Source organism: Candidatus Magnetobacterium casense, from assembly GCF_019173545.1.
Lineage (GTDB): Bacteria > Nitrospirota > Thermodesulfovibrionia > Thermodesulfovibrionales > Magnetobacteriaceae > Magnetobacterium > Magnetobacterium cryptolimnobacter.
In genome coordinates this window covers 1-5,182 of sequence record NZ_JABXWD010000248.1, presented here as the reverse complement: position 1 = coordinate 5,182, position 5,182 = coordinate 1, and the positions used below count along the sequence as shown (strand labels likewise).

General features: G+C 50.0%; 6 protein-coding genes. All 6 read left to right on the top strand.

What is annotated here, in order from left to right; genetic code table 11:
• Positions 1–228 precede the first annotated feature (228 nt).
• The 6 genes from HWQ67_RS12420 (at position 229) to rpsU (ending at position 4,829) form a co-directional block, all read left to right on the top strand.
• Entirely contained in the window at positions 229–1,908 is a 1,680-nt protein-coding gene (locus HWQ67_RS12420; RefSeq protein WP_218253007.1) for a phosphoenolpyruvate carboxykinase (ATP), read from the top strand.
• Between the two features lie 171 nt (positions 1,909–2,079).
• Complete coding sequence (locus tag HWQ67_RS20240; protein WP_218253006.1) at positions 2,080–2,775, top strand: site-2 protease family protein; 696 nt, start codon at positions 2,080–2,082, stop codon at positions 2,773–2,775.
• A 13-nt stretch (positions 2,776–2,788) separates the two neighbouring features.
• Positions 2,789–3,817 carry a tryptophan--tRNA ligase gene (gene trpS / locus HWQ67_RS12410; RefSeq protein ID WP_218253005.1) on the top strand — a complete coding sequence of 343 codons (1,029 nt, stop codon included), beginning with the start codon at positions 2,789–2,791 and terminating at the stop codon, positions 3,815–3,817.
• A 54-nt stretch (positions 3,818–3,871) separates the two neighbouring features.
• Positions 3,872–4,072 (top strand): FmdB family zinc ribbon protein, encoded by a 201-nt coding sequence (locus tag HWQ67_RS12405; RefSeq protein WP_218253004.1) that lies wholly within the window; start codon positions 3,872–3,874, stop codon positions 4,070–4,072.
• 220 nt (positions 4,073–4,292) lie between these two features.
• Complete coding sequence (locus HWQ67_RS12400) at positions 4,293–4,628, top strand: RNA recognition motif domain-containing protein (protein ID WP_040335865.1); 336 nt, start codon at positions 4,293–4,295, stop codon at positions 4,626–4,628.
• A 6-nt stretch (positions 4,629–4,634) separates the two neighbouring features.
• Entirely contained in the window at positions 4,635–4,829 is a 195-nt protein-coding gene (gene rpsU, locus HWQ67_RS12395; RefSeq protein ID WP_040335866.1) for a 30S ribosomal protein S21, read from the top strand.
• Positions 4,830–5,182 lie beyond the last annotated feature (353 nt).

Sequence of the window (5,182 nt, the reverse complement as noted above, 5' to 3'; positions counted from 1 at the left end):
CTGTTTTAGAAGATGGATTCCAGTTTTCACGGGAATGACAAGAAATGGTATTTTGCGCCCATATGTGTCATTCCTGCGCAAGCAGGAATCCATCGCTCACCAATTTTTTATGCACCCGAATTTTTCATGTCGTTGACATACAGCATTTAAGTATGCTATCATCTCTATGCAACAATTGGCGAAAATGTAACAGTATATATATTATAACAGAAGAAGGAGTTACGATAGATGTCAAGTATGACGAAACTGCCCGGCTCTCCGTGGAGAGCCATAATAGAAAGCGCAATGTACGCCAACTCTGTGCACAAGACCACCATGAGGGAGCTGTACGAGTATGCAGTAAGACAGCCCGAGGTGATAGTGACATCGGAGCCAATGTACAAACCCCAGACCTACGGCCTTCCAGCCGACGCCAAGGTGCTGGTATCCAACGACGGAACAATCGTTGGGCGTACAGCGCGGGCCAGACGCCTGGTGCGACAGATGGGCAGCGACAGGGATATGTACCTGACCATCCTGCGCGAAGCCGTGTATCAGTTTAACAAGAAGCCGGCCTTCTGGATGGAGGGCATTGTGGGGCTGCACAGCGACTTCATGGTCAAGGCCCACCTGGTAAGTTCCACCACCGACGCCAAAAACATGTTGGACTGGACGCTGAACTTTACCCCGTGGATGAAGCCCTGGACGGATACCTATGCCACATCGCGGCCACTGGATGAGCCTGATATCATAGTGCTTGCCGACTCCGACTGGTCCCATCCGGGATTCCCCGACGGCCTGATCATCGTCGATGAAAAGCAGAACTGTATAGCGATACTCGGCCTGAGGTACTTCGGTGAGCGCAAAAAGGGCACCCTGACGCTGGCCTGGAGTGTCGGGGTAAGACAGAACATGGTGGCCTGTCACGGGGGTATCAAGAAGATCGGAAAGAGCCCGCCCATTGCCGTCTTTGGCCTCTCCGGGTCGGGGAAGTCCTCCATCACCAACAGCGACAAACACGAAAGCGCCCTCGCCGAGGGTGAACATGTCACGGTCGTCCACGATGACGCATTCTTAATCGACCTCGATAACGACCTGTCAATAGCAATAGAGCCAAATCTATTTGACAAAACAGATGCCGTGGCATACGATGACCCGATCATCAAGTACTTCTACAGCGCCCAGAACGTCGGTATAACCATGTCTGACGATGGCCAACGCAAGCTGGTCTGCGCCGATGTCCGCAACAGAAACGGAAGGTGCATAAAGACCCGTGACATGTTCAGACACAGCGACCACTGCGAACGTCCCGGCAAGGTCATATGGCTGCAAAAGGACACCTCGCTGCCACCAATCAGCAAGATCGACAACCTGTGGCTTGCTGTTGCCATGGGGGCGTCGTTGAGCACGCTGAGGGCAAAGGGCGTTGAAAACGTAGACCCTAAGGAATTTGAAAAACTCGTCATAGAGCCTTTTGCAAATCCCTTCAGGGTGCATCCGCTTCTGTGGGATTGTCAGCAGTTCTATAAGCTGTTTGAGGGCGGCACCGAGTGTTACATTATGAACACAAACGCCTTCGGATTGCCGGAAAGTCTGATCGATATCCCAAAGGAATTATCGCTGTCCATTGTAACCGAACTGGTGCGCAACACCATCGTGTGGAAGGAGTGGAATGCGTTTCAGGGATTGTTGATCCCGCAAAATGGAAATGAACTCTTTGGCACCGATTTCGAACAAAAGTACGAACCCTCACAGGATGAATCACGCCTGAGATTCCTGCGTGACAGGATGCAGGACCGTATAAACTTCCTGTCAAACAAGAGAGATATTGAAAACGACATGGACAGCGCCATCATTGACCCAATCGTTGCAGCCAGAACCGTACTGGACAAGCTGTTAACGCCGTTGTCCAAAAAAATCGTGAAATAAGGTATACAGCTAAAATGTTGGCTATTAAGTATGTCCTGTGACCAGAGTATAATGGGGTCAAGGGGGCTTGGTCCCCTTGCGGGTGAGGTCAAGGAGCCAGGTGCGACCTGGAGCGGTAAAGAAGGGCGGAGCCGCCCTCCTTCTCTTTCCTTCTCAGGGTTGAGTTACTAGGTGGATATAGTCCAGATACTGCGGAGTCTGTCTGTTGCGGCCTTGCCAATTCTCATAGCGATAACCTTTCACGAGGTTGCGCATGGATGGGTTGCGGACAAGCGTGGCGACCCCACGGCAAAGGAAATGGGCAGACTCACACTCAATCCCATAGCACACATCGATCTGATGGGGACGATTATCATGCCGATAATGCTGTTTATACTCTCCAGCGGTTCGTTTATCTTTGGTTCGGCCAAGCCGGTGCCGGTCAATTTCGGCAGACTGAAAAACCCAAGGGTAGATGCGGCACTGGTCTCTGCTGCCGGCCCCGGGGCTAACATCGTGATAGCCACAGTGAGCATTGTGCTCATAGCTGTCATTGCCAGACTATATCCCTCAACGCACGAGGCGGACTCCATGTTTTCAAAGGTACTGATACCGGTGGAGCAGATGTTGCGATACAGCGTATATTTTAATGTTTTCTTGGCGGCATTTAATCTGATCCCGATCCCACCCCTTGATGGCGGCAGGATCGTTGTGAGCCTGTTACCTTACAGGCAGGCGTATCAGTACAGCCGAATTGAACCCTATGGGATATTAATAGTGCTTGCTTTATGGGTTACCGGCATGGCACAATATATCATAACACCTATACAGAAGGTCGTACAGTTCCTCATAGGCATGATCCTTATGCCTCTGGGACGAATTCTTTAATCAGGGAGATTGAATGCAAGACGGTGACAACAAGTTATCGGGTGGCACGGGTGGCACGGCGTTGAAAGAGCGCGTTCTAAGCGGGATGCAGCCAAGCGGCTTGCTGCATGTTGGCAACCTGGTGGGTGCGCTCCAGAACTGGGTCAAGTTGCAACACCACTACGACTGCTACTACTTCGTGGCCGACTGGCATGCCCTGACCAGCAACTACGCAGACCCCGCAGTGATAAAGCAGTACTCGCAGGAGCTTGTCCTGAACTTCCTGGCAGCGGGTCTGGACCCGGATAAGTGTACCGTATTTGTGCAATCAGCGATACCGCAACATGCGGAGTTGTACGTGCTGTTGAGTATGATCACGCCCCTGGGGTGGTTGCAGCGGGTGCCAACATACAAGGAAAAACAGTTTGAAATAAAGGACAAGGACCTGGACACATATGGTTTCCTTGGATATCCGGTGTTGCAATCGGCGGACATCCTTGCCTACCGTGCAAAGTACGTCCCAGTGGGAATAGACCAGCAACCACACCTGGAGTTTACCAGGGAGCTGGCACGACGATTCAACTTCCTCTACCCCGGTGACGTGATGGTAGAACCCGAGGCGCTCCTGACCGACTATCCCAAGGTGGTTGGCCTCGATGGCCGAAAAATGTCCAAGAGCTACAACAACTGCATCTACCTCTCCGATACCCCGCAAGAGGTGCAGACCAAGATTCGGACGATGATGACCGACCCGGCCAGAGTCAGACGCACCGACAAGGGAGACCCCGAACTCTCCCCCGTCTACCAACTGCACAAGGTGTTCTCCACCCAAGAGCAGCAACAGTACGTGGCCGATGGCTGCCGCAATGCGAGCATTGGTTGTATCGATTGCAAGAAGATTGTTACCACACACATATTGACCATCCTGGAGCCTATATGGGCCAGACGCAAGGAGCTGAAAAACTCCTCCACGCTGATCGATATCGTGAGCGCCGGCAATGCAAGGGCCGCCAGGGTTGCCCAAGAGTCCATGCAACTGATCAGGGAGGCCATGAGGCTTTAATGACCATGCCAGAGGGACGATCAGAGAGGCCAGAAGGACTATTAGAGAATAACTATGCCAATATATGAGTATCTATGCAATAATTGTAACCAAAACGTAGAGCTACTGGTCTACGGTAACCGTCAGGTGAGTTGTCCGCATTGTGGCTCGTCGGAGATGAAAAAAAAGATGTCCATGTTTGGTGTCAGCGGCGTGGACAGGCAGGTCAAGAGTGATTGCGGCGGTTGCCGTAAGACCTCCTGCAGCACGTGTTAAACCGTTTTATATTTGGATTATTGGCCACGATGACACCGTGGTATGATAAAGGCAAAGGTGTCATGGTTGACATGAAAAATTGCTGAAATAATTTTATATACATTTTATGCAGTTTTATTGTAGACTATATACAGGGACGCAGGCTTGTGGGACCACGTAGACTTTTAAGGCGATGGGGTCTTTTTAGTGAAAATTATTTAATTAAGGAGTTGAGTTAACGATGGGGAAAAACATTTATGTAGGCAACATTTCCTTCCGGGCAACAGAAGACGACCTCAGAGACCTCTTCGCACGAATAGGGGAGGTAGATGTGGTAAAGTTGATATCTGATGCACAGACGGGACAACCAAAGGGATTTGGCTTTGTCGAAATGGTCAACGAAGAGGACGCACAAAAGGCTATTGCTACACTCAATGGCAGCAGCTTTATGGAAAGAACCTTATCCGTTGCCGAGGCAAAACCACAGCAGAAGGACAGGCGTGGCGGCTTTGAAGGTAAAAGAGGTGGAGGCCCCGGCGGCAGCGGAAGTCACAGGGAGACTAAAAAATGGAGATAAGCGGTTTTGTATATAAAAGTATATGAAAATGATGTTGAGAAGGCCCTTAAAACCTTAAAACGCCAGCTTCAAAAAGAAGGACTGTTCAGAGATATCAAAAACAGAAGCTTCTATGAAAAGCCCTCTGTCAAGAAAAAAAGAAAACAGAGAGATGCCAGAAAAAAGAGGCTCAAGGCAATGAGATTTAAGAAGGCCGTCTGAAGCGTGCATTTGGATTTAAGCTGCTAACGTCCCGTAAACACCTCAAACCGTAAGGCTATGACAAGAGCTCCGATTTATGCAACCGCGTCCTTGAATAAATCGGACTTGAGTCAACCCGCTTTATCCGCGTATACCTAAGATTTGCCCGAAAGTCATCGTGTTCCGCTTGACTTGTTACCCCTGCCGCGTCTGCCAGTACAGAGCCATCGTATCCTCTTAAAAAAGCATGAATGTTTCGCAGGAAGGGGTCAAGCAACCGTGATGTCAAGAGAAAAATTATTCATTAATAACCTGCATTTAAAATCCTATTAATCAACAGTTTACGCATACTGCGACAATAAATTGTTTTGGTT